This is a genomic window from Leekyejoonella antrihumi (assembly GCF_007845645.1).
GTDB lineage: Bacteria > Actinomycetota > Actinomycetes > Actinomycetales > Dermatophilaceae > Leekyejoonella > Leekyejoonella antrihumi.
The window spans coordinates 1-26,631 of the sequence record NZ_VCQV01000051.1; the positions used below are offsets into that span (position 1 = coordinate 1).

The following is a 26,631-nucleotide window of genomic DNA, read 5'->3' on the forward strand; positions in this document are numbered from 1 at the left end:
GCCGACGCCCACCACGAGCGACATCGCGGCCCCCTGTCACACCCTCACGCCAAAATGAGCACCAGCAAGACGGCAGACGCCGACACCCACCTCACACGCCAGACCTATGCAAGATCCGGGCTACCTCGCAGAGCATGAATACTCCGAGGACGCGACCGGAGACTTCGATGTTGCGCCTACCGGTGGCCCAGACCACGAGGTTGAGGAACAGGCAGGAGACCAACCACGGAATGTGGATTCCGGTGAGGCTGTGCATCGACTGAGAAAAGTAGATCCCGAACAGCCCCATGGCCATCAGCTCGACGGCCACGTAGGAGGCAAGCGCAGCGAAGGATGCGCCAACTCCTGCTCGCTTGCCGAGCCCGCTCGCGATGTACGGGTAGAAGCTGACCGCGTTGCCCATGTGCGAGGACATGGCCGTGAAGCCCACGGCAAAGAGCAGGTAAAGGGCGCCAACCAGAATGAAGGTCAGGGGCACCCCTGAGCCATTGCCGTAGGCGAATGCATAGGGCGTCACCCCGACCACGACCGCCAGGGGGGCGGCGGCGGCCACTACAAAAAACACGATGTGCCAGACGCCGAGCGCGCCTCGACGCAGTTGCCCTCCAGCCTGTTCGTCCATCGGCATGGGTGTCTCCTTGTTGAAAACGTCTGGGTTGTTCGATGTTTGAAGCAGTTGGTCGTTGGCTCGGCGCCCTAGATCGTCAGTTCGACATCGCTGGTGGGGCGGCTGCAGCAGAGCAGCACGAATCCCTCACCTGGGTTCTCGAATGGTTCGTCGACGTATTCGGTGTCACCGCTCGCCACTGCCGTCTGCAGCTGTCGCACGACCCCTGCCGGCAGGAGTAGTTCGGAAACACACCATGTTCCTCCGCGAAATCGAGTAGGTTCCCACACTCGGGATCCCACCGCGCCTCGGACCCGGTCTTCGCGAAGATGACTCTGGGTTGTTCCGGGTCCTCGAGGCGGCTGGGCTCCCGGACTTCGGGCAGTACGACCGTCGATGGTCCAAACGCCTCCCACGCGACGTCATCGCGTGCGATGCCGAGCTGTCGAGTCGCGTCATACATCGCCTGCATGAATCGGCTTGGGCCACAGATCTTGATCTCAGCGGGGCCAGCAGGCAAGAGTTTCGTCAGGTGCTCGGTTGTGAACTCACCGACGTGATCGCAGTCAGCGCTGCCCTGCTCGGCGTGCTTGTAGGTCGTGTGCCGGACCAGTCCGCCGCTACCCTGCAGTGCCTCGATCTGACCGCGCAGGGCGTGGTGGGCCCGGTCACGGGCAACGTGGATGAAATGTACGGCTCGGCCGCGCGCCAGCGCTTCCCGCGCCATCGCCAACAGTGGAGTCACGCCAATGCCACAGGACAGGAGGACAAGGGGATCAGACCGGTCCCCGAGGAGAAAGGATCCGCGCGGCGCAGTCGCCTCCAGCCTGTCTCCGACCTCGATGGAGTCGTGCAGCCACCTGGACACGACGCCCTCGCGCTTCACCGTGATGTCGAGTTCGTCCGGTCCGATCCGGGAGAGCGAATACTCGCGGCGAAGCCCCCCTTCCACCGGCGCCAGCAGGATGAGATGCTGGCCCGGTTGCGCCCGGTTGTCCGGTGCGTGAAGGGTGAGTGTGATGACGTCGGCGGTCTCCACGTGCCGGCGGGACACCCAGTATTCACGCCACACGTTGATCGGCTCTGCCAGAGAAGTCGTCATCTGCGGACACCGACCGACAGCTTTTCCACACCGTTGACGAAATTGCTCGATACATATTCGGGCTCATCCAGCATCTCGATGCGCAGATCTCGATCGAGCATCTCGTTGATGAGTCCGGCCAGCTCGATTCGTGCCAGCCCGGAGCCTAGACAGGTATGAACGCCGCCGCCGCCGAATCCCGCATGCAGGGGGCGCACGGGGCGAGTCGGGTCGAACGCTTGTGCGTTGTCGAAGTGCTCCTCGTCGAAGTTTGCCGATGCGTACCACATCACAACCTTGTCGCCGCGTGCGATGGGCGTGCCGGCCAGCTCGGTATCACGTGTGGCGGTACGCCGGAAGTAGAGGATCGGTGAGGCGTAGCGAACGACTTCCTCCACGGCATTCGGAACCAGGCTGCGATTCCGACGAACCTGCTCCCACTGGTCTGGATACGTGGACATCAGGATTGCCAGGTGCGACATCGCGGTGCGGGTTGTCTCATTACCCGCAAACACAAGCAACCGGAAGAAGTTCGTGTACTCGCTCTCGGTCAGCTGCTCACCGTCCACGTCGGACCGGACGAGATGTGACACGAGGTCATCCTGCGGATTCGCCCGCCGCTCGTCACCGAGGATTCGGGCATACTCGCGAAGCGCAAACGCCGCAGGGCTGTTGAACGGCAACAGCCGAAGATCCATCGTATTGCCGTAAGCCGTCGGGTCCAGGGTGTCGGCGGACGTGCCGGCAACGAGCTGGTCGGTCAACTCGACCATCAGCTGGCGATCATTCGGCGGCACCCCCAGCAAGTCGCCAATGATCCCAATCGGAATCGGCTTCGCAACGCTAGCGACCCAGTCGCCGCCGCCGGCTGCCTCAAGCTCACCCAGCTGCGTCGCGGCCCGTTCACGCACGACGGAGACATAGCGCTTGAGAGCGCGAGGAATGAACCCGCCGTTGACAAGTGATCGCAACCGGGTGTGCATCGGGGGGTCCATATCGATCATCGAGGCCCGCACGGCCAGGGCATCCTCATCGATCGAGTAGATCTGGATGTGGCCAACTGCTGAGCTGAACAACTCGGTGTCCCTGCTGACGTGCGCTACCTCGTCGAAACGCCCCACCGACCAGAACCCGTCCGTCGGCGAGCCGTCGATCTTGTTCCAGGTAAGTCCAGGTGTCTGACGCAGCTGAGCAAACGCCTCTTGTGGGATTCCTCGATCGAAGACAGCAGGATCCGACAGATCCCAACCCAGTTCCACGGCAGTTGACACGCTGATCGCTCCTTCGATGTATGACCTGGGTCACATGTCTACCAGGAGTGTATTCAGTATTCGAGAGGTTTCGCGAACTACTTTGTTCGTCCAACCGCGGAGCGACATGTCCGTGCCTGCCTCGGCCACGATCACCTGCACCAGATGCGCCCCAACCCCAGAATGGCTTCCAATGGTTCGAGCCAACGCCCACGGCGGGACGCGCTACACGCCGTGGACCAGGTTCGATTCATCTGCCTGATCGTCGACTTGCCGCCGGCGATCGGGAGCATCGAGCCCGATACCAAGGCTTGAGCGCGAGGTGAACTCGACTAGTACCGCGGTCCCTGGACAACGGCGGACCGCAGCCGGCCTGGGCGAATAGTCTGCTACTTCAGCACATTTGGCTTGACGAACACCCCAGCGAACTCCCGTCGGCGAGCCTGTCCGCCCGGGGCTCGTCGGTCTCTTTGGTCTGTTATGCACAGTTCACCGCTGCCATCTGCACCCGAGACAATAATTCACAGGAACCACTCGGGCCCCGAACTCGACGGCCCGGAGGCTGGCTTCATGGAGGAGGCATTACCGGTCCGAGGGGGCGAACGCGATGACAGACCGCGACGCTGCGGCTGCCGCGTCCTGCGCGGCGTTGCTTGTCGCTCTGCGGTGATCGGCACAGAGTCCGAACCACCGGAGAGGAAGCCGGAGATAACCAGCTCCACGATCGACCTGCACAGCACGAACACCGGGCCACAGCGCCCTGACCGCGCACGGCCGCCCGCGACGGAGATGGTGGCAGCTCCGTCGATCCCCTTCCATCGGGCCGTCCCGCTCGGGCCTGACGGCCACGTCCCTCTTCGATCCGCTCCGGACCGTCGCCCAGGTGGCGGCGTGGATCGGCAAGCCGAAGGCAACAATGACCGAGCAGCGTCCGTCCCGACGTCTACTGCCGAGGAAACGAGAACGAAGGAGCCCGGTGCATGAGCCGGCCTCGGACCCCGCACTGCGGTGGTCCGACATCAACCTGGTCGCCGAACAGCCCGTCCTGCTCGTCGCCGGCACCATCAAGCAGGAGAAGGGGATGGGCGTCTACCGCGAGAATGCGCTCAAGACGCCCGGGTCGGTCCGCAGGTTGGACCTCCCGCCGACCGCGGTTTCGACCTTGGTGGACCGCCGGCGTCGGTCTCCGGGATGGAGCGCCGCTGGCGCTCGATCACCGACGGGTCGGCGTACGACCGGGTCGACTTCAAGACCTTCCGCAAGACCGTCGCGACCCGGGTCGCCGAGCGGCTGGACCCACGGCCGCGGCCCGCCAGCTCGGCCACGCGTCCGATGCCATCACCGAGTCCTACTACATTCCGCGATCGGAGACCGGCCCTCAGGTCGCCGACCTGCTGGACGAGATCCTGCGCTCCAGCGAACCCAGACGCCAGTCGCGAGGCAACCTGCCAGCCACGACTCCCCGCCGCACCCGCCCGCGTGCGACCAAACCAGTTTCAAGGTGGTGACGAAGTGTGCAATCTGGGGCCGTGGTATAAATGAAGCAAGGGCCTCTGACCCGCGTTTCCGCAGGTCATCCCTGAAGGCTCGGGGCCGTGTCAAGAGCGCTCGGGGTCGTTTTGGGCTCGGCCCCGTAGTTGCTGGCATGACGTGATGGGCGTCGGGGTCAAGGCTCGAGCGGAGCTCGACCGCGTAGCGGCCGAAGGGCCTTGAGGCCGGGCGCCTGGCGGGTCAACACTGTGCACGGCGGGCTGCCGAGGTAGTGGTTCTGGGCTTCGGGTCACCTCGAAGAGTGTGGGTGGTGCGTGGCTTCCGTCATCGTTGATGCGGTACGGGTAGGACAGCCCCATTGAGGTGTCAGTCATCCCTTCGCCGAGTTTCCCCGCAAGCAAGCAGGGGTCGGCACGATGGAGTCCGTGGGGTCTTGGCCGGTGTGGTCAATCAGAACGCGCGACCGCGCCGCCGAGGGTGGGGGTCATGACCAGCACGACCGAGCACCGACCAAGCCGAATGGTGGGGGCCCTCATGCGGCCACCCGGTGCAGCGCGCGGACATGCCCATCACGCAACGCGTAGTAGACGTGCTCGAGCTGTCGGCGGGCCGCGGCCACCGCGCCGATGTTCTTCCCGCGGTGCGCCCCGACCCGCTCGCGCAGCGCCCCGACACTGGTGTGCGGGCCGACCCGGTGGACGGACTCGATTGCGGCCCACCGGGTCAGCTTGGAGCCCTGCTTGGTGATGTGGCCACGATGCAGATGGGTGTCGGACTCGCGATGTTTCGGGGTCAGTCCCGCCCAGGAGGTCAACTGTTCCGGGCCAGGGAACCGGTGCACGTCACCGATCTCGGCGAGGAACACCGCGGCCAGGATCGGCCCGATCCCCGGGATCGTCTGCACCGCTTGATAGTTCGGGTCTGCGGCGAGCCGGCCGCGGGCCAGCCCGGCGACTCCCCCGCAAGCGGGAGGTACCCCCAGGTCGACCTCCTCGTCCAGTACCGCGATCAGCCGCTGCAACGACTGGACCCGCGCGAGATACGGGGCCGGGGCCGACACCCGCTCCAGCAGCGCCAGTCCACGCTCGCCGACTCCCCCGCAAGCGGGAGGTACCCCCAGGTCGGACATCGGGACCTGCACGCCCAGCTTGGCCAGCACCGCGTGGACCTCGCACTTGCAGCCCGAGCGCAGCGCGACCAGCTTGGCCCGGTGCCGGACCAGCTCGCGCAGCTCTCGGGTGGCCGGTGGCGCGATCCAGGCCTGCGGTAGCCGGCCCATCCGCAACAGATCAGCCAGATCGGTCGCGTCACGAAAATCGTTCTTGACCCTGCGCAGCTCGAACATCTTCACCCCCAACGGGTGCGCCAGATGCACGTCGGCACCGCCGGCCTGCAGGGCATCGACCGCCCAATACCAGCCATAGGTCGCCTCCAGCACCACCTCCGGCGCCTCACCAGCCCGGCCCATCACCGCCGCGAGCGAGTCCAAGCCATTGTTGATCCGCACCGACTCCAACGTCTCACCGGCCTCGGTGGTACGCACGATCACCGATCTCCTACGGTGCAGATCGATCCCGACGAACTGTTGACCGCCATACTCAGACATAAGGGGCCTCCTTCGATCCGATGGTCTTGAGCACCTCCCAGCATCTCGCGCTGGAAGGAAACCCACGAGGAACGGGGAGGCCCCGCTCCTTCATCGCATCAGCCTCTTCTTCTTCTTCCGACACCACCCTCCTTCCTCTCGGCCTTCCATGCCGCATCGCTGGACTGACCGACCAGGAATTTGATCCAGGCGCGGTTTGGGCGCCCGTAGGTGAAGTGCTCGACGACGCTTTCGGCGTATTGAGGGTCGGTGTGGCTGAGCAACGAGAAGGTATGGGCGGCGAGGCCGTGGAGGCGGGTGCGCGACCTGGGCTGCGCGCGTATGCGCCGAGAGACCTTCTTAGTCCCAACGAATGCGTCCGGGTAGGACTCCCCAAGAGCAACGAAGACGTGGTGGCAAGAGAGGCTTCGGCCGTAGAGACGCATGCCGCGCTGAGCGGCGATCAGGAGGCAAACTGCGGCAGAATCGACTCCATCGGCCGACGAGAGCAGGTCGAACAGTCTGGCCGTGTGGTCGCTGTCCAGGTAGCCCATGGAGATTGTCCGGTCGACATAGAACCGTCTCAACACGCCGGCCTGGTCGAGCGGAAGCTCCTGAAGGTGGTGCTCGAGGGTCCGGACGGACCGGGAGGTGTCTATGGCCGATAGGAGTGGTCGGATCGCTGTGCCGCGGGCGCTTTCCACGAGTCGACGCAGGTCCTCCACGTGCGGTGCGTATGGCTCCGACAGCACGCGCTCGGCATGCCGTAGAAGGAGGCTGGCAACGAGTTCTCCCCACCCGGGTGGGAGCCGGACGCCGGTGCACAGCTTCATGATGACGGTGAGGTCGGCAGCCGACGGTGAGGTGCCGTCGAAGGTAGAGTGCAGCACGTCGAGGTGAGCCGCTGACAGGGTGCCTGCGCGGTGTGCCGACTGCGCGACCTGATCGCGGATGACACCACCGATGTAGGGGCTCGAGGTCAGTTCTGCTGTGATCGGGGTAATCACGTCCGGGTTCGATGAAATGAGATCACGAAATGCCGGCTCCAGCGTCCGGACTGCCTCTTGCTCAGGCACGCGGCCGGTGTGTACATATTCGGCGAGGAGGTCGATCTGCTGCTGTCGGGCCAACTCCGAGCAGCTGGCCCATCGCGTCAAGTGGGGGGCGACAGTCCGGATCGCGTGCGCGTAGTTCTGGTCGCGGAGGGGCGTCGGATCCTGGAGGGCGGCCAGCAGAAGGAGCATCGGCCATCTCTGGGTGGGGAAACTGCCGGTTTCGGCCCGTTGGAGGAGTCGCGTCGCGATTCGTGGCAGCGCGTGGCTTGACGGCAACTGGTCGAGAGCCGCGCAGAGATCACTGTCCGGGATATTTCCCTCAAGGACGCCCATGGCGGTCTGATCAAAGGCGTCCCAGGCGTCGGCCTGTATCCGGGTGCCCGACCTGCAGAGGCTGCGGACGATCCGAGCCCTACCTCCCTCGACAGGCCCGCCCCGTACCAGCGCGCGGGCGACCGCGTCGCGAATCTCGGTGAACTCGAACAGTTGGCCGGCGCACTCGGGCGTCCCGAGGGCGGGGAGGACTGCGTCGACGTTCGTCGCGGATCCTTGAATGCTCACGTCGACCGCGGACACCAGACGCCGAAACGCCTTCACCGGGGAGCCCTCAGATCCCTGGTACCCGGCCCAGAGCGTGTGGGTCACCGTGGTCGGGAACCTCGTGTTGAAGAGCAGGGCGCGCGCGGCTGTCCGAGCCTCAGTTCGGGCGGGCGACTCTCGCGGGACTCGATCCGGAGACGGAGACCCGTGGATGGTGAAGAATCGCGCGAGCCGCCCGGCCTCGTAGGTGGAGAATGACTGGGAGTCCAGCAGTCCCGGCAGCATCGTGTTGACGGTGTGCATGGCGGTCATGAGTTCATCGGGCGTCACGGTCAGTTGGGCGGCTAGTTCTTCGGCGAGCAGTGCCGTCAGCAGGTCCTCGGTTGCCGGGCTCGCCACGGCCTCATGCCTGAGGTCCTCACGCCTGGGGCCGTCGGTGCTGCCGAGCAGATCATGGATGTCCAGTTCGGGGACCTCGCCGACGGTGTCGTCCGAACGAGGCCCATGCCACCAGAACGACCCGTGATACAGGGCCAGGCATCGAGAGACGGTCAGTTCGTCAGCGGGCGCGACCAGGACGTGCGCGGCGAAGTTTCCCGGGTGACCTGCCTGGTCGTCGGTCAGGAACTCGCGTCGGAACAGGAAACGGTTCTCACCTGAGTCCAGCCAGCCGTAGGAGATCGGTGTCGTCGATGTCCCCGGGGCCTTGTCGTACCGGCACAGGCGTGTGGCCAGAATGTGTCTCTTCGCCTGTGGGTTGAGCAGACCCGAGGATGCGGCGACGGGTTGCAGCCGACCCACGCCCGTCAAGCCATGGTTAGCCCAGGCGTACCGGAGCTGGTCGATCACTCCGCACCCACCATGGGACGCATAGCCTCCAGGACCGTCGCGAGCGGGTCCATGACCCGCAAGGGAACCGGCCGGCCGTGACGGCGTTCTCTGTCCGACTCGCGGCCCAGCACGGACATCGCGTGAAAGGACGTGCGCGGGTAGCCGTCCGACAGCCGCAACAGCTTGCTCTCCCCCATCTCCGTCAAGAGCTCGCGAATCTCCTCGTTGACCTGCCTGACGTCGTCACGCCAGTCCCCTGGAGACGGGGGCTCCGAGAACCGGTACTTGCGCCCCGTCGCCTTCTCGATCAAGTCGCTCTTCGACAGCGCCACAGCCAGATGTGGCGTCTTGCCACCGCCGGGCGTGGGTAGCTCGCGCAGCAGGGCCTCCAGCAGAGCAGTCTGATTCAGGTCCCGGAGCCCACCGCCGGCCTCCTCCACTTCCTCGGGCGCGAGGTTCCACTCGATGTACTCGACGTCGAGCGGGTCGGTGATGAAGATCATCGCGTTGGCGCGACGCAGGAAGCTTGCAGTCACGTGGCGCGTCTGGTTCGAGACCAGCGCCTCGCCGCTGATGTCGTGGGTGAACAGAAGGAACGGGCGTAACCCGGTCAGTTTGACCCTGAAGACCAGCGGCGGCCGCTCGACGTGATCCATCACCGGGGTGATCGGCAGCCGCTCATGCCTGTGGAAGAGTGGCTGGTAGTAGTTCTTGTGGAGAACGGACGCCGTCTCTTCCAGTGGCTCGAACAGCTCGACACCATAGTCGGCCAGACCATCGAACCGTGTGGCACCGTTCAAGCTCGAGCCCAGAAAGTAGGTCTTGCCCGCACGGTTGAGCCCGACGACCGCCAGCAATAGTGCGTCGCACTCATCCAGCTCCTCGGGCAGCGCCTTGAGGCACGCCGTGCAGGCCCGGCGCGGCATGTCCCTGGGATCGGCGACTTCGGACGGGTGCTGCAGACGGGTCATCGCCTTGACGACCTTGCTACCGGTCAAATTCGCCTCGCGGAGCACGGGAAACGCGCCGAGCGTCCCGTGACTCGGCGCACCGGAGGGCGGGTCCCACACTGATGAGCTCGCATCGGTGTCGTCCCAAGTGACCTGCGCCACCGCGGAGTCGAGTCCCCTGGCCGTGCACACGAGGGGCAGAGCCTCCAGCAGCAGGATGGTCCCACAGTACGGGCATACCCGCTTCACACTTCGCGTCGCCATAGTCAGTCTCCTTAGAACGCGAACGGGTCACGCGGTGGACGCTGCGTGCTCTCACGGTGAGGCTCCAGTCTCACGACGTCCTCACCCTCAGCGCCAGTGGACGCGGCCTGACCCATCCGCCCCCGGGACAAGGAGCGAAGAACATCGGCGACCGCCCGATGATCATTCCCGCTATCGCCGAACACGAACACCAGTACCAGCCCGACGACGAAGGAGAGGTTCGGCAGCGCGGCAGCGTTCAGGAACACGCCGCGGGTGTGCGTGGCCGACGCGTAGACCTCGGCAAACGCCGCCAGCGCCAGCATTCCCACAAAACAGAGCATGCGAAGGCCGAACACCTCGCTACGCCGGTACACCCGAACGAAGTAGTAGCCCAAGCCGACACCGACCGCAGCCGGGACAATCACCGCAAACAAATGAGCTGCGGTGCTCGCGCCTCGTGCGTGTGCCAGCGACCTGGCCGCAAACACGGCGAAGCTGACCCCGCTCGCCTGGGCACCCACCACGACCATGGCACCGGCGAACAGAGCCAAGCACCTTCGCAGTCGTTCCGTGCCGTCACCCGTGCGGAACGCCATGAACAGCAGGGCGACTAGGAACGCCAGCATCGACAGGACCAGCAGGGCATGAAGAAGGATGTTGAACACCAGCGCCATTACTGACTCCTACCTGTGACCTGCTGCCAACCGGCAGCCCGGCAATCACGCCCGGTGGAATCTTCATCGCGATGCTGTTTCATGAAATCAGGCCTATCGGCTAATCAAGATTGGTCGGATCCAGGTACTGGTACTTCTTCCTGAAATCGGTCGCTTGCGCACAGGCGTAACGGCCTACTTCAAATTCAGGATCGTCCGGATCAAATTTGAACAGCCTGCCCATAGACCAATTCGATAGTGGCGCAACGAGTTTAGCAAACACCTCAGCCTGGTTCTTACCACTCGCTAATAGGTAGATGACGACGCCTTCCGCCCGAGAGACAAGTTCATTGCCTGCTCCGTTGACGCTCCCACCGTCCATGATCGCTCGCTGGATCGACCCCATCTCGTCCAGCACCTTTCCCGCCTCGCCGTCGGAGGCGATGATGCACGGTTCGGGCAGTGTAACCTCCGGCCAGGGCATTGGTCCGGTTGCCTTCTTCTTCTCGTTGCGCGAAAACAGTCCCATGACTTCCTTCGAAATATCTCAAGCAAGACTCACTCTTGCCCTGTCGATTAGCGCTTTTGCGTTTCTTGTAACGTCATAGCGAGTTGGACGATTGCCACGCACACCCCGATGTCGCTTTGATTGAATCACGTCCCACGTGACCAGCGGGCGCATCCTGCGGAAACCACGTCGGATCGCAACGCCCAGGAGATAACCGGGCTGTCGCAGCCTGACACTGCATGAACCGGCTCGGTACCCGTGGTCGCAGATCTGCCGAACCAGTCGCCTTGTCACTCATCTTCCCTGACCAGATCCACGCCCGGGAACGCTGCCACAAGCTTCTCGCCGAGCTGACTCCAGCCCTGCTCGCCCAGAGTCCCTCCCCGCGTGTCGTGGGCCCAGTCCCCCAGCGCTCCACGAGTGGCCATGCCGTTGATGTCCTGAACGAACCGTATGAGGCGCGGGTCTTCGCGAACGAGCTGTTGGCAGGAAGCCACGATGTGCGGTATCGACGGTTTGAGCGCCTCGGATTCGTCCGACTCGTATATCGGGTTCATGATTTGCACCAGGGAATCGATGGTCTTCAAGTGCTCTGCGGAGGCCTGACCCGGGTCGAAGTTGTCGTCCTTGGACGCTCGGATGACTGCGTCGAGGTCGAACGCTTCACCTTCTTGGGGCTGTGAGTTCGACGGTATCGCGATCCCAGCTGCGGCCGTAAGACCGCCTGTGCCGTTGGCGTTCGGGCCCTCAGCCAGAGCGACCGCGACGACGTCAACAAGTTCCTGCGCGTCACGATCGACGGACTGGACGTCACTGGATACCGGTAGCAGTCGCGAGGCAAGGACGGCCCCTTCACCCCAGCTGAGCTGGTAACCGGTGCGTGCTTCCAGCCAGCGGATTTCGCTCAAGTCGCCGTCGTCGCTCTTCCCGATCACGTACCCGAGGCACAGGATTGAGGCAGTCTCCGGGCTGAGGGTGACTGCTACATCATCACCGTCTTTGTCGCGCAGCGTGCGCGTGTAGAGCTGGTTGGAGAGGTGATCCCAGTTCGACAGCGATCGTCGCAACGAGAGAGGCAGCGTGGTTGCATCCGCCGGTCGCAGGTCTTTCATGGCCGGCAGCTCCCAGGGCTCGACGACATCGAAGCGATCGAGGTACTCGGCGACTTCTCGCTCGACCGCACCGTTGCCCGCCATGGTGTGCCGCACGGGGGCCTTCATCCCACTCTCGAGCGGCTTCAGGACATGCGAGAGGAACAGTGTCGAGTCCTTGCTTTCCTCCATGAACATGAGAATCGCCGCGCCACGGGAGTTCTCGGTCATGGCCCAGACCATCCCCGGCTCAGACATGTGCATGAAGGAAATCCCGAAGGGTTCCGAGCGCCTGAACGCGGAAGCCGCATGTAGCACCTGGTCCAAGAGATCCTCCGCGGGAAGTGGCCCATAGAAGATGGCAGCCAGCGGCCATGTGCTCAGAAACGTGTAGAGCAACTGCCTGTCGTCGTTTTCGTGAAGCCCAGGATCGGCGATCTGCACCCTCTGGTTTCCCTCGGTACCTTGTGCAGATGACTGGCGCATCGGCACCCCTCCAACAGGCCGAAGTCCCTGGGGTTGAACAGTTCCGGTGGGGCCCGTCGAAGCGCCAGCTGGACTCGACGGAACACTGACAATGTTTGTAGGCACCTCCTGGAGCGCCTCATCGACACGCTTGAGGAGCCTCTTCTTCTGCCGGTATGCTGCTCCGCCGAAACTCGCGAACCCATACCGACTTCTCCATGCCGACATCCATGTCGACACTTCGGTCCCGCCCTGCGCCGCGGGTTCGATGTCGACGGACACCGTCGCACCTTCGCCCCGGAGGGCTCTCCTCTTCTTGTTGATATGCCCCGGACCGGGCACATCCTTCCAAAGCACGCCGTTGAACGATCCCCTCACCAGGTCAGCCACCGCCTGCTGGTTGAGCGGGACGACGGTCCCGTGGGTCTTCTTAGCTTCCGACTGCCACCACAGGTACACGCCCAAAAATGCAATGACCGCGATCACAATCAGAACTGAAACTACGCTCGACATATGAAGACTCCTTATCTTGAGATCGTGCGCCAACATTCGCTTCGAAATCAGCCGACCGTCCGGCAGACTGCAGAATGTTTCACATCTGATATGCCCTATCAGATTTCACTATAAACCGTAAGAAACTCCGGTTTACTGAGCACGTCATGGCCCCAATTCCTTCATTTGACCGAAGTTCCACTGTGTATTCAAAACACTGCGCGTATTAGGTCGATCGACCTGACCTGGCTGGAATATCGGGGAACGCGTCGCAAGCTCAGTACCCGATTCGGAAGAACATCTGAGGCAAGTTCGGCAAACTCCACTCCCATCGCGTGCCCGGCCGCCTGTCGTCGACCTGAAAGCAGCCGGGCCCGTGAGGGGTTGCACAAGCGCAGGCTCAGTAGACGTCGTATCCGCAGTATGGACATTTCACGGGGTTGTTGTCTCCTTGCTTCTTGAAAACTGTGTGCTTTTTGGGGCAGGTTGCCTTCACGTTCCAGTTTCCGCTCGGGGTCTTCTGTGCTTCGGCTTTGAACATTATTATTCGCCTCTCTCTTTGTAACACGTCGCAGGACGACCATCTCGGCTATCCTGGCGTAGCACTCACCTGACTATCAATGATGCGGCCGCCGTACTCTTCTTGCGCAGACAAAGCCTGATCGAATTTTCAGGGACTTATCATCTTGACCTGCATGCCTTGCTGAGCGGTATTTGTTGCTCCTTGGTCGCCGTATTCGCGGCGGTTGATCAGAGCCAGCACGGGCCCTCCCATCGTGGTGATGACGCCGATGTGTTCAGATTCTGTCGCTCTCGAGAACGCTCCGGTAGTCACCTTTTCGGGTGACATACGAAAAGACGACACCGGTGGTCGCTGCCATTTCTACGGGTCTTGAGACTCGCGAATGGGTCAGCGCTCGGGGTGGGTGAGTCCGCCGCCAGGACCGTGCTGGGATCGATCCTCCTGCGACGTCAGGTGGTACAGACCGCCTTCCGCGGGATCAAGCAGCGGCACTCACTGCGATCGAAAACACCGATGACACGCTGGCCCCCTCGAGCGGGCGCTCACGATCTCGCGGGATGGCGTCGCGGACGATCGAGCCATGGAGCGGGACGATCCCGAGAGGCCGACCTCGCTACATGCTCGGGCTCTGAAGATTGGGGACCGCGACGGTCATGGCCGGTACAACGTGCTCCGCGAAGATACCAGCGGCCAGCTCTGCGACCAGTACGGCGGGCACTGCGCATCTCGGGCTCCACGCCTGAACGGGTCATGGCCCGAGTGCCGATGAGACCGTCAGGGTCATAGTCTCGTGTGGAGCGGAGGACGGGTGGCCACTGCGACACGAAAGACGATCACGGACAACGCGCCTCGCGGCTTCGTCGCCAGGCTGCGTCTTCGACGGCTATGTCCGCGGATCGCCTGCTATCCGCACTCCACGGTCTGTCTCATGGGCTTCAGCGGTTGAGGTACCCGTCGGCGCGGGCTTCTTTGATGGCCCCGTGGGCGGACGCGACGTACCTGCCGTTGGAGCGGTACTCGGCGAATACGCGGTTCAGGTACGTTTTGACGGTGCTTGGCTTGATATTCAGTGCGTGAGCCGTCTCGGTCTGGGAGAGTCCGTCGGCGATCTGTCTCAGGACGTTGACCTCTTGGGGTGCCAGGCGCACGCACAGGTCGGCATCATTCGCCAGGGCGAACGCCAGGTCGCTGGAGGCCGCGAACTCCTCTCCTTGGGCGAGTTGGGTGAGCGTGTGGACCAGGACCTGCGGTTTGTCTCCTTTGAGCATGACCCCGACCGCGCCAGCCTCGAGAGCGGACTGGATCGGCACCGGGACCAGCAACGACGTCAACACCACGCATCGAATGCCTCTGCTGGTGAGGGTGGCGATGACCTCGTTCGGGTTGGTGTCGTCGGGGTACTGCAGGTCCACCAGCACGATGTCTGGTGGCGACGACTGCAGGGCCAGTAGCTGCTCGAGTTCGGGCCAGGTCGTTGCTGACCCGAGCCACTCGAAGTCCACGCTCTCCTCGCGCAGCTGGCCGATGATGCCGACCAGCACCAGCTCGTGGTCGTCGATACCGCAGATTCGCAGCGGGCGGTCAACCTGTTCCATGGGAGCTCCTGACGATCGAGGTGAGTTGGGTCATGGTCGACGTATGGCGAACGGTGATCGTAGTGCTGAGGGGAGAGGGGATCACGAGGTGCTGGGCTGGCCGCAGGACGACCGAGACCCGGTGCGCGTTGCCGTCGGGCAGCACGGTGACCGTCATCTCACGAACGCGCCGGTGACCGGAGCCGACACTGTCGACATCGGTCAGGCTAAGGATGGCCGCGATGGCGTCGTCGACCGGCCCCGGCGGGTTTGCCGTCATCCGCACCGTCACCGGTACCTCACAGCGGTGTAAACGCCGCAGAGCTGTCCGAGTGGCTGGTGCATACCCGAGGGACACATCCTGACGCAGCTGAGTTTCCAGCTGGGAGGCTTCACGCCGGTCCTGATCGCTGATCCGGTAGCCCGGTTCGGCGCTGATCCGAGACAGCAGTGGGGTCACACCGGCGGCCACGGTATCCAGGTGAGTGGCGATCTCCGCATGCAGGATGACGGCGTTCGCTTGGGCGGCCATCGCCCAGCGTCGCGTGTCCTCGGACAGGAACACGTGGCGGCCGGTGGTGCCCAGGATGTACCGGATCCCGAACGCGACGGCAGCGCCGACCAATGCAGATAACAGCATCGGCACCGAGTCCGCCACGTTGAACAGGATGCCCATGTGCGCTGTCACCAGCCAGCACATCGCGGTGAACACTGCGGCGGTCGCCAGCGCCGCCTCCCGCGCGGGCCGGAACGCAATCATCAGGACCAGCAAACAGTCGCTGGCCCCGCTGAGAGGCTGGTGGGCCGTCGACGTGTCCCCAGTGGCGGTGGCCAGCGCGCCGATGAGCACGATCGCTGGTGCCGCGACGACCAGCAGCAAGCTCAGCCATCCGGTGAGCCGGTCGCGAAGCCCCCATTTCGCCCCGCAAACATACAACGCAACTAACGCGAACCCCCCGAGCAACGCCATGCCCGGCCTCGTGACCACTGTGACCTGCAGCACACAGATGAGCGCCGCCGCGATCGGGACTGGAGCGAACATCCGCAGCATCCACTTGATCAGATCCTTGACACTGTCGTCGACCCATCCCCAGTACCGGCCGGCCAGGGTCGGCAGCTGCGGCCCCCACACCAGAGTCACGGTGGTGCCCACTCCCGGTGCCGAAGCGATGGTGGCGGTCCCGTCGATGTCGTCCATCCGCGCCTGGATCGACCCGGTCAAGCCGTGACGGTCCTCCGGCCGCTGTTCGGGCCGGAACCCGACCCCGTCGTCGACGATCTCCACGGTGACAGACAGGCTGTCGCTGGACACCCGCCCCGCTGCGCCGTCGGTGTGCGCGTGCCGCTCGACGTTGCGGACCGCCTCGGCGGCCGCTGCGGTCAAGGTGACGGCGATACTGGTCGGTACCATCGGTCGGGCCCCCTGCCAGGTCAATGACCCCAACCGGGTCGGGATTTTTTCCAGCGCTTCCCGCAGATCCGCCAGCTCTCCGGCACCGGTCGTGACCGGTCCCGACAACCGGGTCAGTACGCATGCTGCCTCCGCGTTCGCTTCGGCGTCGGTGATCTGACTGTCGGTCATGCTGATCGCCGACAGCGTGTGCAGTACCTCATCGTGCACAAAACGATGGACAAACCGCAGCCGGGCCGCGTTGTCGCCGGTCAGGCTATGGTCCAGGAGCTGCCGCTGGTGTGCGGCTGCGTCGGCCGCCGCCCCGAACACCGGGAAACCGCGCAGGCTTCGGCCGACGATCACCGCTAACGCGACCGCCTGAATCAACGTGGCCAGCGTCGCCTCCATGACGGGCCAGGTGAGCGCCTGCCCCAGGAACAACGCGGGGGCTCCCGCGACCACGATCGCGACCGCGAACACGTCGCTGGCAGCCCTGTTCGCCAGCGCGCACGCGCCGCACGCTGCGGCCATGAACAGCTGGATCCCCGGCCACCACAACGTGGAGGCCGCGTGCGGCTGGCCCAGCAACGCGGCCAGGTACAGGCCAGCCAGGGTGCACCCCACCAGCGTTGTCGGGGCCCACGGGCGACCCCACCGGGGTTGCAGGCCCCGACGGCACCCCGCGTACTGGCCGAGCGCGAACAGGGCACCCACCAGTGCGTACCAAGGGTCGAAGCGGATCGCCTGGGCCAGTCCGGGAACGATCCCCGCGGCGTTGACCAGCACCAGTAGACCCGACATCAGCCAGATCAGTCGGAGTACCAGACGCGACCAGACCCCCAACGGCGGGCCGCCAGACAACGCCGCGGCAGCGTCTGCATCCCCGCCGGCCGACCACATGCGCTCAGCGTAGAGGCAGCGACCACCGGTGGCCGCCTATTCATAGGTCACCCGAAAAGACGACTACCCGAGGGTTCTCGATAGCGACAGAATCTGAACGCGTCCACATCACCATCATCACAATCTTGGAGAGCCTGCCTTGGCCCTGATCAACTGCCGCGAGTGTGGCAACCAGATCTCCGACTCCGCCGTCGCGTGCCCACGGTGCGGCGTCGCCGCACCCGGCGGAAACTGCGCCCTGGTATTCACCCGGCCGAGCCTCGCCCGCGCCGCAGTCCACGCCGAGGTCCACGTCGACGGCTACCCCTACGGCAGCCTGCGCGCCCACGGGCGCATCGTCGTGCCCGTGACACCAGGCAGCCACCACGTCGAGGTCCGCACCAACCAAGGAAAGTCCGGCGTCACCACCGTGACCGTGTCCGGCGGGGATACCGAGCTCAAAGTCGGCCTCGGGCTGATGGGCTCCCCGAAATTCCGTTGAACAATCAGTGCCCTGTCCGATTTTCCGACGAAAGGAACGCGATGGTGACCGATCGAAACTCTCGACCCACACCGACCCGGCGTGTCGTGGTAGGCGGCGCCGTCGCCGCTGCAGCCGCGGCCGTGCTCCTCACCGAAACGCCGCCGGCGTTCGCGCTCGGCGGGTCGTACGCGATTGCCTTCAAAGCCAACACGAACGCGCTGTGGTGGACCGCATCAGGTGACCACAGCCAAGGCATGAAGGCCGGCACGAGCCCTGCCATGGCCGGCAACGGACGCGGCGGTTACCAGCTCGCATTCCAGGCCAACACCGGCGCGCTCATCGTCTACGGCGACGACATCAAGAAGAACACTGCCCAGGGCATGGACGCTGCGTCGTCGCCAGCCATCGCTCGGCTGAGCGACGGACGCTACGTCGTCGCGTTCCAGGCGAACAACCACGACCTATACCGATGGGACTCCCAATACGGCCCTGCGCGATTGAACCTGGGGATGATGACCGGCACGAGCCCGTCGATCGCAGCCGGCCCAAGCGGGTCGTACCGCATCGCGTTCCAAGCCAACACCGGGGAGTTGTGGACGTATGACTCCGCGTCCGGTGGCGGACAGGACTGGCACCAGGGAATGGCACCCTTCACGAGCCCCTCCATAACGTGGGCCGGCGGCTGGCAGATGGCATTCCAGGCGAACACCAGCAACCTCTACACGTTCGGCGGCTTGGCGAAGGCGAACCTTCGACTCGGCATGGCACCGCGAACCTCACCGGTCATCGCGCAGGGCTCGAGTGGCTACCGCATCGCGTTCCAGGCCAACACCGCGTCCCTGTGGCACTGGGACTCACAGTCGGGTCCCAAGAACTGGGCCCTCGGGATGCAGCCCGGCACGAGCCCGGCCATCGTTGGGCTCTCCGGTGGTGGCTATCAACTCGCGTTCCAGGCCAACACCGGGAATCTGTGGTCGGTCGGAGACGCAGGTAGTCCCGGCGATCTGAAACTAGGCATGGACAGCAAAGCCACCAGCCCATCTCTTGCCGGAGGCTACGGCAGCGCCGCCGCAATCGGCCGGTACAACGCCGGGATCCTCGCCGGCGCGAACCGCTACCCGAACAACTACCCCTACGGCCAGCAGTGCCTGGTCTTCGTAGAGGACCAGATCCGCTACGCCGGCGGCCCGTCGATCCATATGCCCGGCGCTCCGTCCACGTACCAGTCAATCTGGGCGCAATTTGCCACAGGGCAATCCTGGGCCACGGTCGCCCCCGGCGACATCTGCCAGTGGTACGACGGCCACGGGGAACACACGGTCATCATCACCGGGGGGAACAGCCCGACGAATGCGACAGTCGTCGACAGCAACTACGGCTACAACATGCGCGTTAACCGCGGGTCCTGGTCCTCACGCGATGCGGGCTTCGCGGCGAACACCTACAAGTTGTGGCGTGTGAAATAGGGCCCTTCATACCTACGGCGGACTGACGGTCCGCGACGCGTCGAGTAGGGGTGGGCTGCTGTGGTGGGGCGCCGAGGTCCTCCTAGACCGCAATGCAACCAATCTTCCTGCTCTACCGGAGACCTCGGCTGTGGGTGACTCCCAGGTGCTGCCGTCGTGCAGTTCGGGCTGAGGATCCCGTTTCAGAGAGCGACAACTGTGATCTGCTGGTCGACTCGAGCGGGTCCGATCTGATCGCTGCCGTCCAGCAGGAGCAGCGGTTGGTGGTCACCGCGGAGTCCCCGACAGGGTTGATGGGATGCCGCGGTCGTCTCGGTCGGCGGATGCAGGCGCTGATCGAGGCCACCTGCATCGGTCGATCGACGGAGGTGCGGCGGCGCAGACGAAACTGTCCTAGACCGGCGCGCCGATGTCACGGCGGACGTGCTGGGTGGGTGATGCGCCGCGAGCGTGCGATCCTGCCCCCTCAGCTGAGCACCACCTCGCGCACGGTGTGGCACTCAATGCTCCTCCTGCAAATCCGGTTCGCGTGGTTCGGTGCATGTATAGCAAGGATGGTGTCGCTGGCACTGACATGGAACCTGACCAAGACGCCCACCCACTGCGCCGCCAGACTCCCTTTGGTGTCAAGCCTTCCCGCTAAGGAGCTGGTAGTGCATCTGGTTCTGCCCCGACTCGGCAAGTCACCGATGGACGACAGATCCGCGGCACCGAAGAGCGGTGTAGTACTACCGCTCGAGGGCGCCAGTGTGATCTTTACCGCGTACGGCTGACTGGTCCCGTCCGCACAGACAGGCTGGCAGTTGTTCTCGTTGAGTACTCCGCTGCCCACCGCACTTTGGGTGGTCCACTTCTGCCACTTCATGTTTCGCAGTTCGGTCTTGCCGTCAGCGCACGACAGAACGATGTCGGCTGGCTTGACCTGAGGTGCGCTGCCTTCATCGCACTAAGCCACAGCCGGATACGGCTCGGCACTCTTCGAAGCCGCCTGACCCGCGACAAAAGCCACGACCGCGATCGCCGCACCGCTCGCCTTGACCGCACCGGCCTACAGCGACTTACTGTAGGTTACATGCCTCATGCTCGACCGGTGCCCTGGAAAGCCGACGAGGACACGCCTATGCCACACCATTGGAGAAGGGACACAGAACTCGGGTTCCTACACCAGTTGGTCGGTCTCCACTGTCATCGGCGCAGCGCCCTGAGCTCGGATTGGCAATAATTGCGGGGACACTGCCTCTTCACTGGTCAGTTCTCGTCACCGATGAGGCGCAATACCGGCCGCTGGTCGATCTCCCCCAGCAGGTCGCGCACCTGCGTCGGATGCAACTTCAACGCCTCGGCCAGGGCCGGTACGCCAGCCCCGTGGTCGGCCGCCAGCTCGGCCGCCTTCGTCAGCAGAGTCGGTACCTCTCCGGGGTAGGCGCTGGTGGGATCGGTGGTCGGGTCGAAGACCATCGTCAGGCGCTGATAGGCCCGCCGTGCCGAGGACTCGGTCGTGCGGTTTCGCTCGACCATCCGGCGTACCAGCGACTTCGGTGAGACACCCCAGGTCCGGCCGAGTCGGTCCAAGGCCGCCAGATCCAGCCGTTGAGGCAGAGATCCGTCCATCGCTGCCGCCGGCGTCAGCAGTGCGGCAGCGAACTCGTCGGCTTCGCGCTCGATGGACACACTGTGCTTGTGATCACCCGAGTCCCAGTGCAGCAGCAGGTGTCCGATTTCGTGAGCGATGGAGAACCGGTGCTCGAACACGTTCTTGCTGCGCCGAGGTGTCGTGATCACGATGGGCCGGTCCACGATGAGGACCGAGAAGGCGTCCACCGCGTCGATCTCACCCAGCGGCCGCACCGCGATCACGATGCCGTGAGACTCGGCCGTGGCGGCCAGGTGCTTCACCGGCCCGTCCGGCAGGCTCCAGTGCTCGCGCAGGACCGCCGCGGCGTCGGCGGGCGCAGTGCCGGACATGATCTCGGGCAGGTCGACCTCCGGTAGCTTCACATACCGCTCGAGCGCGAACGTCAGCTCCCACACCAGCGTTGCCGTGGCCAGCGCGGCCTGCCGGTCACCCACCCGGGCGGACCGCAGACTGCGAAAGTGTGCGTTGAGGGTGTCGATCCGGGCCAGTGGGCGGCCGAGGCTGAAGAAGCCGGGGCGCACCCCCAGTGCGTGTTCCAGTCGGTTGAGCACGTCCGAGCGAGGCGAGTTGACTCCGGCCTCGTACTGTCCGATCGCAGCCGGTGACACGTCGACCTCAGCAGCGAGATCGGTCTTGCTCATCCTGGCCCGTACCCGGGCCTGCGTGAGTCGGGCTGGCTCGAACCGACCCTGGCGGCTTCGGGCACCCGGCAGGTCGAACAGACTCGGGTCATCGTCACGCATCGGGTCGGTCTTTCTGCTCGCGCAGCTCGACCGGAGGGACAACAGGTGTGCCCTGGTCGAACGACTCCACCTCGGACACCTCTGTGTCGACGCCGGACTCGGGCTCCCAGAGCAGCTCCTGCCCGCGCAGGTTCACCGCGCCCGACTCGTCGAGCATGGCGATCCCCCATCGAATGGACTGCAGTTGCAGTGGCGACGACTGAACCGTGACGAGCACCACGGGCATCGTGTCGGGGACGGCTCTCAGCGCACGGTGCAGTTCGCTCTCCTCGGATGCGTCATTATGCGACTCGTCCCCTTCGAAATAGCCGGGCTTGAACAGCATTGCCTCGGGCGGCTGCGCGGTGAAGCCGTTCTTCCGGGTGGGGCTCGACGCGAATGAGCTCACCGCGTCTGGGCTGTCCGGTAGCCGGCACACGTACACCAGGCAGTTATTGACGACGGGGACCTGGTACCCCCCGGGGAGCATCTTGTGTGATTGGAAGCCGCGTCCAGTCAGGGCTTCATGAATGTCGTCCAGCAGGTCCCGCCACATACCCCCGTAGGCAATCGCGTACCGGGTCTCCATCACCTGATGTGCCTCCGCAGAACGCTCGTGCCGCGAACGCACGACGTCGATGAGCACCTGCCGAATGACTCGAGCGTAGGGCCCAAGGGCATTGGCGGGTGACGTGGGGATCATGTGGAACCTCCTGGGATCACGTCCACAGTCGGAGTAGACCAGAACGTAACTTCAGTATTGCACACGAATCGCGCATTGACACTTCACTGTCATGCGTGGGCTGGGATTGACGACAAGCCTCGGCCAGGTCGAATCGGTCACAACCTGGTCTCCCGGGCGCAAGAGAAGCTGCCCGAGCGGTTCGACCTGGGTCGCTTCCACCCCCGGTGCTTTTTGGTCACGATAAGGCCAATACCCACACCTATGGCAGCGAACTGGGGCGGACACCACGATGGGCGACCTGGTCGGCACAGGCCCGCTCGAGCACACCTTCTACATCAGATTCAGTGTAGGAGTGATAGCTTGTGCTGGCGATGGGCGATCACGCATCGGCACCCGAGTCGGTAGGGCGCACGTCGTCGGACTGGGAGGTCCGGACCCAAGGAGCACCACAGATGTCTATTCCGCTCTCCACGAGTCAGGTTGCAGCGCTTCTGCGCGAGGCTTTTGACGTTCAGAACATCGACGCAGCCAAAGTTCTCCACCTGGTCAGAGCGAGACGCTTCACCGATATCGGTCCCGGGCGGAGCGTGCGCATCGACAGCACTGAAGTCGACGGGTTCTTGACCGACACGCGCCATGTCACTCGTGTGGAGTGGCCGTGCGAGCTGCTCTATCGCCTGTCGCTTGTCGCGTTGCACGAGAACCCGATCTACGACCAGGACGGGCACCTGATGCGTCAATTCGCCGGCGTCGACTACAAGAAGATGGACCCCTGCGGCCGGCCCCTCCTCAAGAAGGAGCGCCGCGCAGCGTGGGAAGGAGTGTGGCCCGTCTCAGACAGGGTTGCCGACCTGGCGGCCAGTAAAGGAGCGACCCTCATGGGGACCGTCAAAGGCTACGTCGGTCCGAAGCAGCTCCGTACCATCACCGGATGGCACCGAGACTGGTCTTGCGGTCGTGTCTGGTGGGAGACGGCCCGCCCGCGTGATGACGTCAGGGACTTCGTCGGCACCGGTGTCTGGATGGATGTTTCCGCGGGCCAAAAGAACGCGTGGGCCTGACACCTGATGATCGGTGTCCAGGTCGGCTCGACCGTGACGTCGAGCCGACCTGGGCAGCACGCTCACCTCGCAGGTGAGGTGCCACCAGATGGCGTCGGTACGCCTCAGAAAAAGGGCCCCTCCCATGTGAGCATCGTGGAGAGGCTTGGGAGGGGGTCTATGGCTGGTAACCATAGTCGACGGGCCGCGCTACGGCGGATCAGCGTGAGTCTGAGCGCGCAGCGTCTTCTCGGTTGTATCGCAGTAGACGCAGGTGTTCTCGTAGACGTTGGTGGCTGCTCTTCGGGGCACCAGGTGATGCGTCGAGCGAGCCTGACCCTCGGGTACGCCGCTGGCCGGGCAGTACTGCCGGGTGACCTCGATCATCGAATGTTCAGCTCTCTGTTGTGTTGGCCAGGCGGGGGTGGTCGTTGTCGAGCCGAGGCCGACACCGGACAATCGATGCCATGACCGACTGGCTCGACCTCTACCCCCGTACGACGCGGGACGCCGCCGAGCAGATTGCCCGCTCCCGAGCCATGACCTCGAAGGAGAACACCACCGAGGCGTTCTTCTCTACTCATCCGGACACTGCCAGCACCGACGGATACGGCGAGGCGGTGGTGCACGTCAGGATCCCGGCGGACTGGGTCGAGGCCGGCTGGGCGCGCCTGGACGACGAGTTCGAGCTCGACGACGGGACGTGGGAGGAGCACTACGCCATTCAGGTAGCCCGGCTCGCACCGGAGCACTTCGTCGACTGAGTGACGGCCGGGGGCAACCCTCTCGCAGAGCAAGATCGAGCCATCTGACCATGCCAAGAGTGCGACCAGCACAGCACTCGGGCTGCCACCTGCGCTTACCCGGACAGTGTGCGGCAGTCGTGCTTTCCTTCGGGCCCGTCACTTTCTCAGATTCGCTGCAGGGAAGGACAGTACGTTGAGCCCCGGCTACGTAAGAGCCGCACCCGAGACTTGATGGAAGAGGGAACCGGTATGAGTGCGGCGCGACGTCCAGCGATCCTGACTACGTCGATCGCAGCCGCGGCGCTGTTGGCTCTCTCCGGATGCACTGCACACGTAACGGCAGCAGCCTCACCGACGACCGTGTCACCCCCGGTTCAGGTTGCCTCGCTGCTGTCCGGGGGTATGCCTCTTCCCTCGGGTTCGCCAAAGCCTCCAGATTTGTCGAGGCTCGTGTCATCGTCGCAGCGAGTGACCGACGAAACGTGGGTGCGTCTGACAGCCGGCACTCCCGAGGTCGTCGTCACCACGACCCAACCCTCGTCGGACTCACCTACCGGCAACTCGACCGACCTCGTCATCTACGCCTACGACAGGTTCACACACACCTGGGGTTCCGTCTTCGATGCCGCCGCCCCGGGCCCGAGCTGGACCGGAAGTCAGGGAATGCTCCCGACGGACCTCTCCGTCAGCGACCTCACCTACCGGCCGATCGTTCCGGCGGCCGGTGTCACGGACCTCGCCATCTGGGATCAGACCACTGGCGGGGCGGACGTGACGGGGTCGGTGTATGTCCTTGGGTTCGACGGTCAGACCGTGCAGGTCGTCTACCAGACCGCTGGACCGGATATGACGACCAAACTCGTCGGGAAGATACCCCGTCAACAGTTGAAGCTGGACCAAGAATGGATCACGGCCGCAGACCCCCAAGCCTCCCCCGCGCGCAACTACACGCGCGTCATCGGCTTCAACGTCAAAGCCAAGACGTTCCACGTTGTCAGCGACAACCGTTCGTGGCTCGGTGTGTACGCGGTATCTCGTAATGCGACCTCAGCCAGTGGGTCAGCGACGCCCCTCATCGTGGACCAGGTCATCGCCGGCGGACCAGCCGCCGGAGTGCTCCAGCCTGGGGACGAGATCCTCAACGTCGTCGGCATGATTCCACGGAAAAATCTCCTCGGGCCCCAAGTAGTAGACGAACTGGGCTCTTTGATGCCCGGGGCACGGGTCACGCTGAAGATCCAGCGTGATGGCGCGTCCATCACCAAAACGGTCACGCTGTCTTCTTATGCGAACGCCGCTCGGTCCGGCATCGATGCCCCATCGCCTGGAAGTCTCGGGGTGACAGTCCAGAACGCGGCACCAAATTCGCCTCCTGGGGCTTACATCGTGACAGTGAGCGCCGGAAGCGCGGCGCAGAAGGCGGGTCTCGCGGATGGCGACACCATCACGTCACTGGACGGGTCCACGGTCACTGGCTTGAATCAGTTAGTAGCGATGGACTCTTCGCATCTTGCAGGACAGTCGGTGTCAATTCAGTATGTAGACGCCGCGGGAGCCACGCACCAGACCACCGCAGTGCTTCAACCTTGGCCAGCCGCGGAAACCTCTCCGGAAGTGTATGGACTCTAGCGACGCGTGGCGTTGAATACGTCAGATAGCAACGACGAGCGCTGACGGCGAAGGCCGAGATGACACGATCCGTCGCCAACGTCCGAGTCCTGAACTCCCTCGCTCGCCTCTGTGAGCATCACAGATGGGTCTCAAGGCGCGGCAAAGCCTGCCGTGAGGTTCAGTCCCGAGACAAACCGCGTCAGAGACCAGATGCAGCGCTATCGTGCGATCCGTGAACGTCAAACGGAGGCGTTCCATATCGACCACGCTCCAGGGGAAGTCATGATCCGTACGATTGCCGTCTCCGCAACGTTCACTGTTGCCGCCATCGGCCTCACCGGCTGCGGAGGATCCAGCACGCCGACGGCAGCGCCTACGGCCACCACGTCGGCCACGCACGCTGCTGCAGCACCGACGACCACTCCATCGATGCACACCAAGCCCGTCGTCTCACCCACGTCGACGGTCAAGCCCAAGCCGAAGATCACGCCCACGTCGAAGCCTGCGCCCACGTCGGCTCCAAGCCCGACCACGATGGCCCCTCAGTCGGCTATCGCCATGCCCCCAGTCGTCAGCAAGATCACCTGGGACGGCTCGATCGCGCGGGACGCCAATGGCTTCGCTCTGGGTGGTCCCGCACCCGCCCAGCAGCCCGGGGCACACCCCAGCCGTCAGGACTGCCTGACGTACCTGGCCGAGGACCGGGCGTGGTCCAACTACCAGAACGAGCACCGTCCCGTCGGATCCACCAACGCCCTGCCCTTCAGCGCCGACGTCCAATACCTGTACACCGTCTGTCATCTCAACTACTACGGCAGCTCCTAGGCCGGCAGTACGTCGAGCACCGATACATCGCGGGCCGAACAGTCTGCCGTGGTACTCCGACTATGCAGGATCTGCAGGGGACTAGAGCGTGTCTCCCAAAGATTCGGCGCTGACGTTGAGAGCGTGGGATGCATGGTGCGTGAGGATCAGATTTCCGATGAGTTCTGGGCAATAGTCGAGCCGCTACTGCCGACGTCGACCG

The 26,631-nt window shown here is 64.3% G+C and carries 20 protein-coding genes; 6 read left to right on the plus strand and 14 right to left on the minus strand.

Annotation, left to right across the window (positions count from 1 at the left end; translation table 11 throughout):
* Positions 1–91: 91 nt before the first annotated feature.
* The 11 genes from FGL98_RS22610 to FGL98_RS22660 form a co-directional block, all read right to left on the minus strand.
* Positions 92–628, minus strand: a complete 537-nt coding sequence (locus tag FGL98_RS22610) for an APC family permease (RefSeq protein ID WP_146320776.1) — start codon at positions 626–628, stop codon at positions 92–94.
* Positions 629–704: 76 nt separating this feature from the next.
* Positions 705–1,709, minus strand: a complete 1,005-nt coding sequence (locus FGL98_RS22615; protein ID WP_146320778.1) for a flavin reductase family protein — start codon at positions 1,707–1,709, stop codon at positions 705–707.
* Entirely contained in the window at positions 1,706–2,959 is a 1,254-nt protein-coding gene (locus tag FGL98_RS22620) for a cytochrome P450 (RefSeq protein ID WP_146320780.1), read from the minus strand. The genes FGL98_RS22615 and FGL98_RS22620 overlap by 4 nt, the downstream gene beginning before the upstream one ends.
* A gap of 2,002 nt (positions 2,960–4,961) precedes the next feature.
* Positions 4,962–6,035 carry an IS110 family RNA-guided transposase gene (locus FGL98_RS22625; protein ID WP_146320782.1) on the minus strand — a complete coding sequence of 358 codons (1,074 nt, stop codon included), beginning with the start codon at positions 6,033–6,035 and terminating at the stop codon, positions 4,962–4,964.
* Positions 6,036–6,133: 98 nt separating this feature from the next.
* Positions 6,134–8,458: a GAP1-N2 domain-containing protein gene (locus tag FGL98_RS22630; protein WP_146320784.1), complete on the minus strand. Its 2,325-nt coding sequence runs from the start codon at positions 8,456–8,458 to the stop codon at positions 6,134–6,136.
* Positions 8,455–9,654, minus strand: coding sequence for a hypothetical protein (locus tag FGL98_RS22635; RefSeq protein WP_146320786.1), 1,200 nt, complete (start codon positions 9,652–9,654; stop codon positions 8,455–8,457). Before FGL98_RS22635 ends, FGL98_RS22630 begins: the two co-directional genes overlap by 4 nt.
* An 11-nt stretch (positions 9,655–9,665) precedes the next feature.
* A complete protein-coding gene (locus FGL98_RS22640) occupies positions 9,666–10,310 on the minus strand; it encodes a hypothetical protein (RefSeq protein WP_146320788.1) in 645 nt (214 codons plus the stop codon).
* Positions 10,311–10,410: 100 nt separating this feature from the next.
* On the minus strand, positions 10,411–10,818 hold the full coding sequence (locus tag FGL98_RS22645) for a hypothetical protein (protein WP_146320790.1): 408 nt from the start codon (positions 10,816–10,818) through the stop codon (positions 10,411–10,413).
* Between the two features lie 269 nt (positions 10,819–11,087).
* The gene (locus FGL98_RS22650) at positions 11,088–12,866 is read right to left on the minus strand and encodes a hypothetical protein (RefSeq protein ID WP_146320792.1); all 1,779 of its coding nucleotides are present in this window, start codon (positions 12,864–12,866) and stop codon (positions 11,088–11,090) included.
* A gap of 1,437 nt (positions 12,867–14,303) precedes the next feature.
* Positions 14,304–14,963 (minus strand): response regulator transcription factor, encoded by a 660-nt coding sequence (locus FGL98_RS22655; RefSeq protein WP_146320794.1) that lies wholly within the window; start codon positions 14,961–14,963, stop codon positions 14,304–14,306.
* The gene (locus FGL98_RS22660; protein ID WP_146320796.1) at positions 14,950–17,235 is read right to left on the minus strand and encodes a sensor histidine kinase; all 2,286 of its coding nucleotides are present in this window, start codon (positions 17,233–17,235) and stop codon (positions 14,950–14,952) included. The genes FGL98_RS22655 and FGL98_RS22660 overlap by 14 nt, the downstream gene beginning before the upstream one ends.
* A 139-nt stretch (positions 17,236–17,374) precedes the next feature.
* Between FGL98_RS22660 and FGL98_RS22665 the strand changes: the two genes are divergently transcribed.
* Together FGL98_RS22665 and FGL98_RS22670 are read left to right on the plus strand one after the other, a co-directional pair.
* Positions 17,375–17,716 carry a zinc-ribbon domain-containing protein gene (locus FGL98_RS22665; RefSeq protein WP_146320798.1) on the plus strand — a complete coding sequence of 114 codons (342 nt, stop codon included), beginning with the start codon at positions 17,375–17,377 and terminating at the stop codon, positions 17,714–17,716.
* 44 nt (positions 17,717–17,760) lie between these two features.
* Positions 17,761–19,164 carry a hypothetical protein gene (locus FGL98_RS22670; RefSeq protein WP_146320800.1) on the plus strand — a complete coding sequence of 468 codons (1,404 nt, stop codon included), beginning with the start codon at positions 17,761–17,763 and terminating at the stop codon, positions 19,162–19,164.
* A gap of 1,248 nt (positions 19,165–20,412) precedes the next feature.
* Here FGL98_RS22670 and FGL98_RS22675 read toward each other — a convergent pair.
* Together FGL98_RS22675 and FGL98_RS22680 are read right to left on the minus strand one after the other, a co-directional pair.
* Positions 20,413–21,543: a helix-turn-helix domain-containing protein gene (locus FGL98_RS22675; RefSeq protein ID WP_146320802.1), complete on the minus strand. Its 1,131-nt coding sequence runs from the start codon at positions 21,541–21,543 to the stop codon at positions 20,413–20,415.
* The gene (locus FGL98_RS22680) at positions 21,536–22,225 is read right to left on the minus strand and encodes a hypothetical protein (protein WP_146320804.1); all 690 of its coding nucleotides are present in this window, start codon (positions 22,223–22,225) and stop codon (positions 21,536–21,538) included. The genes FGL98_RS22675 and FGL98_RS22680 overlap by 8 nt, the downstream gene beginning before the upstream one ends.
* Positions 22,226–22,659: 434 nt before the next feature.
* Here FGL98_RS22680 and FGL98_RS22685 point away from each other — a divergent pair, with 434 nt between their 5' ends.
* Positions 22,660–23,268 carry a hypothetical protein gene (locus FGL98_RS22685; RefSeq protein WP_146320806.1) on the plus strand — a complete coding sequence of 203 codons (609 nt, stop codon included), beginning with the start codon at positions 22,660–22,662 and terminating at the stop codon, positions 23,266–23,268.
* 189 nt (positions 23,269–23,457) lie between these two features.
* Here the strand turns inward: FGL98_RS22685 and FGL98_RS25610 are convergent, their stop codons facing one another.
* Positions 23,458–23,634, minus strand: a complete 177-nt coding sequence (locus FGL98_RS25610) for a hypothetical protein (protein WP_186526332.1) — start codon at positions 23,632–23,634, stop codon at positions 23,458–23,460.
* 80 nt (positions 23,635–23,714) lie between these two features.
* Between FGL98_RS25610 and FGL98_RS22690 the strand changes: the two genes are divergently transcribed.
* The 3 genes from FGL98_RS22690 to FGL98_RS22700 all read left to right on the plus strand — a co-directional run bounded on the left by FGL98_RS22690 (position 23,715) and on the right by FGL98_RS22700 (position 26,429).
* The gene (locus FGL98_RS22690; RefSeq protein WP_146320808.1) at positions 23,715–24,011 is read left to right on the plus strand and encodes a hypothetical protein; all 297 of its coding nucleotides are present in this window, start codon (positions 23,715–23,717) and stop codon (positions 24,009–24,011) included.
* A 645-nt stretch (positions 24,012–24,656) separates the two neighbouring features.
* Positions 24,657–25,622 carry a PDZ domain-containing protein gene (locus tag FGL98_RS22695; protein WP_186526333.1) on the plus strand — a complete coding sequence of 322 codons (966 nt, stop codon included), beginning with the start codon at positions 24,657–24,659 and terminating at the stop codon, positions 25,620–25,622.
* A 264-nt stretch (positions 25,623–25,886) separates the two neighbouring features.
* Positions 25,887–26,429 (plus strand): hypothetical protein, encoded by a 543-nt coding sequence (locus FGL98_RS22700; protein WP_146320811.1) that lies wholly within the window; start codon positions 25,887–25,889, stop codon positions 26,427–26,429.
* The last annotated feature ends 202 nt before the right edge of the window (positions 26,430–26,631 follow it).